The sequence below is a fragment of the Halorubrum sp. SD612 genome (assembly GCF_002135005.1).
In genome coordinates this window covers 1-3,947 of the sequence record NZ_NEWI01000200.1, presented here as the reverse complement: position 1 = coordinate 3,947, position 3,947 = coordinate 1, and the positions used below count along the sequence as shown (strand labels likewise).

4 protein-coding genes are annotated in these 3,947 nt (G+C 71.0%); all 4 read left to right on the top strand.

Annotated features, from left to right (window positions below):
• Positions 1-758: HAMP domain-containing sensor histidine kinase (locus B9G38_RS14965; RefSeq protein WP_143415498.1), on the top strand; the 758-nt coding region annotated here is incomplete at its 5' end.
• Positions 759-835: 77 nt separating this feature from the next.
• Positions 836-1,324, top strand: coding sequence for a ribosomal protein S18-alanine N-acetyltransferase (gene rimI / locus B9G38_RS14960; RefSeq protein ID WP_086220905.1), 489 nt, complete (start codon positions 836-838; stop codon positions 1,322-1,324).
• A gap of 73 nt (positions 1,325-1,397) precedes the next feature.
• The gene (gene pepF / locus B9G38_RS14955) at positions 1,398-3,197 is read left to right on the top strand and encodes an oligoendopeptidase F (RefSeq protein WP_086220904.1); all 1,800 of its coding nucleotides are present in this window, start codon (positions 1,398-1,400) and stop codon (positions 3,195-3,197) included.
• Between the two features lie 56 nt (positions 3,198-3,253).
• Positions 3,254-3,730, top strand: a complete 477-nt coding sequence (locus tag B9G38_RS14950) for a hypothetical protein (protein ID WP_086220903.1) — start codon at positions 3,254-3,256, stop codon at positions 3,728-3,730.
• Positions 3,731-3,947 lie beyond the last annotated feature (217 nt).

Sequence of the window (3,947 nt, the reverse complement as noted above, 5' to 3'; positions counted from 1 at the left end):
TCGACCGGTTCGCGAGCATCGTCTCGCACGACCTGCGGAACCCGCTGTCGGTGATCCGCGGCTCCATCGAGATGGCGCGGCTGCGCGGCGAGGCGGAGCCGCTCGAACGCGGCGAGCGCGCCGTCGACCGGATCGACCGGCTCGTCTCGGAGCTGCTCACCCTCGCGCGGCAGGGGACCGGGATGGACGAGCCGACCGAGTTCGGGCTCGCGAGCGTCGCCCGCGACGCCTGGGAGACGGCCGCCGAGGCCGACGCCGACGCGGAGCTGGTCGTCGCCCGCGACGCGCGGGTGTACGGCGACCGCGGCCGGGTGCGACAGGCCTTGGAGAACCTGTTCCGCAACGCGACGGAGCACGCGAAGCCGGACGGCTTCGGAGCCGCGACGGACGGAGGCGGGGAGCGACCGGCGGCCGATCCCGAAGCCGGGCCGACCGACGGAGGCCTCACGGTCCTCGTCACCGCCACCGACGAGGGGTTCCTCGTCGCCGACGACGGGACCGGGATCGACCCCGACGACCGAGGGTCGGTGTTCGAGTCCGGGTACACCACGCGGGCGGACGGGACGGGGTACGGGCTCGACATCGTCCGCGAGGTCGTCGAGTCGCACGGGTGGACCGTCGAGCTCCGGTGCGAGGGCGACGGCCCCGTCGGCCTCCCGGACGGGCGGCGGCTCCGCCCGCCGGACGGCGCGTGCTTCGAGGTGCGTGCCCCCGGTCCGGCCGACGCCGACCCGGAGGAGCCCTGGATCGACGGCTGAGTAGCGGCCGCGGCACGGCGCCGTCGCGTCCCCCGCCGACCCGGCGCGTTTATTCCTCGCGGGCCGCAAACCGTCCTGTGAGCGTCGCCGACGTCACGGTCCGGCGGGTCGAGCGCGCCGACCTCCTCGCGGTGGTCCGGATCGAGCGCGCCTGCTTCTCGGACCCGTGGCCCTACGACGCCTTCGAGCGGCTGATAGACGAGCCGGCGTTCCTCGTGGCCGAGCGGGCGGGCGCGGTCGTCGGGTTCGTCGTCGCCGACCGGACGCCGAACCACGGCCGCGACATCGGCCACGTCAAGGACCTCGCCGTCCACCCCGACGCCCGCGGCGAGGGGATCGGCCGGACCCTCCTCCGGTCGGCGCTGGCGCGGCTCCGCGCGACCGGCGTGGCCGTCGCCCGGCTGGAGGTGCGCGAGGGGAACGACCCCGCCCGCTCGCTGTACGCCGACGAGGGGTTCGAGCCGATCCGGCGCGTGGGAGGCTACTACCGCGACGGGGAGGACGCGCTCGTGCTCGTCGTCGACCTCGCGGCGTGGGCCGACGGGGAAGCGGGAGGAGAGCGGTAACGCACCGCACACTAATCGGCCCGCAGCGAGGGGTTTGACAAGGCTTAGTGTGAGCGAGGCCGACCCGAGTGGTATGAGTTCGGTTCCCGAGCGGTCCGAGATCGACGACGAGTACAAGTGGGACCTCGACGGCGTCTACGCCGACGACGAGGCGTGGGAGTCCGCCTACGAGGAGGTGTCCGGCCGGATCGGCGAGCTGGCCGCCTACGAGGGGCGCGCGGTCGAGGACGCCGCTACCCTGCTGGAACTGCTCGAACTGCGCGAGGAGATCTTCCGGGAGCTCCGGCAGGTGATGACGTACGCGCAGCTCCGCAGCGCCGAGGACACGCGGAACCAGGAGTACCAGGCGATGTCCGCGAGGGCGTCGTCGCTCGGCTCCGAGGCGTCGAGCGCGGTCTCGTACCTCGAACCGGAGATCCAGTCGCTGACGGCGTCGGACGTCGAGGCCTTCCTCGACGACGAGCCCGGCCTCGCGGAGTACGAGCACTACCTCGACGACGTGTTACGGAAGAAGCCGCACACGCGCTCCAGCGAGGTCGAGGAGGTGCTCGCCGATCTGTCGGAGGTCACCGACGCGCCGAGCGAGATCTACTCGATGCTGACGAACGCCGACATGACGTACGGCGTCGTCGAGGACCCCGACGGCGAGGAGGTGGAGATCACGCAGGCCAACTTCACGAAGCTCCAGACGAACCCGGACCGCGAGTTCCGCGAGCGCGTCCACGAGACGTTCTACGACGAGTGGGCCGACGTGCGTAACACGGTCGGCACGTCGCTTGAGAAGGCCGTCCGCGAACACGTCACGAGCGCCGAGATCCGCGACTACGACTCGGCGCGCGCCGCCGCGCTCGACGGCTCGAACGTCCCCGTCGAGGTGTACGACACGCTCGTCGAGTCGGTCGACGACAACCTCGACGTGCTCCACCGTCACGCCGAGCTGAAGGAGGCGGCGCTCGGCGTCGACCGGCTTCAGAGCCACGACCTGTACATGTCGCTGACGGGCGACCAGGGCCCCGACGTGGAGTACGAGCAGGCCCGCGAGTGGGTGATCGAGGCGGTCGCGCCGCTCGGCGACGCCTACCAGGAGCGGCTGGCCGAGGGGCTCGACTCGCGGTGGGTCGACGTGTACGAGAACCGCGGGAAGCGCTCGGGCGCGTTCTCCTCGGGCACGTACGACACCCAGCCGTACATCATGATGAACTACCAGGACGACATCGCCTCGATGTACACGCTGGCGCACGAGCTGGGCCACTCGATGCACTCGGAGCTGGCCGGCGACGCGCAGCCGTGGCACGACGCGAGCTACGAGATCTTCGTCGCGGAGATCGCCTCCACCGTCAACGAGACCCTGCTCACCCACCACCTGCTCGACACGGTCGAGGACGACGAACTCCGGACGCACGTCCTCGACGAGTACCTCGAACGCTTCCGTTCGACCCTCTTCCGGCAGACGATGTTCGCCGCCTTCGAGCAGCGGATCCACGAGCGCGTGGAGGACGGCGACGCCCTCACCCCCGACGCCTTCGACGAGATGTACGGCGACCTCAAGGGCGACTACTACGCGCCGGCCGAGCTGACGGGCGGCATCGAGCGCGAGTGGCAGCGCATCCCCCACTTCTACTACGACTTCTACGTCTACCAGTACGCGACGGGCATCTCCGCCGCGGCCGCCATCGTCGAGCGGATCCTCGACGAGGGCGAGTCCGCGGCCGCCGACTACCGCGAGATGCTGAAGGCGGGCGGCTCGGAGTACCCGCTCGACGTGGTCGAACTCGCCGGCATCGACATGGCCTCGCCCGACCCGATCGAGTCCGCCGTCGGCGTCTACGACGAGTACCTCGACGAGATCGCGGCGCTACTGGACTTGGAGTAACGGCGGCGCGACCCGCACAAGGCATATATTTCGCTCGAATCTACCTGCCCGGCGCGATGGACCGCAGGCTCCTCGTCGTGCCGGGCGCCCTCCTGCTCGGCTTCCTGATCGCGGACGTGAGCGTTGTCGGCTGGCGGGCGACGTTCTACCCGGGACCGGGACTCGACCAACACCGAGTCGTGAACGCAACCGACCTTCCCGCGCGGTGCGCCGACGCCGCGGTCGCCCTCGCGGACGGCGACAACGTCTCGATCCGCGGGTATCGGATCGCTCCCGAGTCCGTCGACCTCCTGTTCGAGCGCGCGTCAACTTCCGGGGAGTGGGCCCTTGGCGACGCGAACTGCGCGAACCGGCTCAGCGGGGTCGACAACCTGCGCGTCGACGGGCAGTCGTACAGGGTCCTCGGCGGCTACTCGCGCGAGCGCTTGGACCGGACCCCGCTGGCGGGGCTGGCGAGGCTCGGCAGCGGGCTCGTCGGCGTCGCGCTGCTGGCGGTCGGGCTCCTCGCGACCGTCCACCGGGGGTCCGAGTGACGTCCTCGTCGTCTTCCGACGTGATTATTTAAATAGCACGCGGTGGCGCGTGCCTGTGAGCGCCCGAAGGGCGCGAACAGCACCGCGCGAGGGAGTCAGTCGCCGGAGCGAAGCGGAGGCGGCTGACGAGGCTGGGGAGGCGTGAGGTGCTGTGCGGAGCGAGGCGGGGTGGGAGTCAAAGGGGCAGTCGCGAGGACGCCGCAGACGACGTAAGCAC

Excerpts from the sequence above, each read along its gene's own strand:
- pepF (WP_086220904.1), top strand. The coding sequence starts at position 1,398 with ATGAGTTCGGTTCCCGAGCGGTCCGAGATCGACGACGAGTACAAGTGG.
- B9G38_RS14950 (WP_086220903.1), top strand. The coding sequence starts at position 3,254 with ATGGACCGCAGGCTCCTCGTCGTGCCGGGCGCCCTCCTGCTCGGCTTC.